The sequence below is a fragment of the Psychrobacter sp. 1Y4 genome (genome assembly GCF_051847555.1).
On sequence record NZ_JBPYDE010001063.1, the window covers coordinates 1 to 537 of the forward strand.

General features: G+C 42.8%; 1 protein-coding gene. It reads right to left on the minus strand.

The features are described 5' to 3' along the window. Positions 1-537: YsnF/AvaK domain-containing protein (locus ACS8FC_RS20420; RefSeq protein ID WP_439298128.1), on the minus strand; the 537-nt coding region annotated here is incomplete at both ends.

Consider the following 537-nt stretch of genomic DNA (forward strand, 5'->3'; position numbering starts at 1 on the left):
GTCTCAACGATAGTTTCAGTATGACGTTCTGTTGTTTTGCCAACGTTAACTTCTTCAGAGACATAAGTATCTTTGCCGACGCGAGCACGTTCTGCTTCTAGCTCAACTTCAACGGTATCATTGACATCCATATCACCAATGCGACGATCTGTTGGACGATCAACGTTGGTACGCTGGATATCAGCATGTTCTTCTTCTAGCTCGACATCGACATTGCGCTCTTCAGTGACAACATGCTTACCAACTTTTACAAGGCCTGCAACGATACGGTCTTTATTAACAGTTAAGCGCTCTTCTAATAGCTCTAGTGTATTTGGTGCATCATAAGAATGATCTGCGATATCTACGCGCTCTTCAGCTGGAAGTGTATCAGCAGTAAAAGTCTGACGGTCTTTTTCATATTGCTCTTTATAGCTGTATTGGTAATCATGGTCATATACTTCCATGGCTTCTACCTGTGACTTGGTCAGGCTATCGAAGAATACATCATCACCAACAATACGAGCTAGGCCCGCTGGTACTAATACTTCTTTTGAG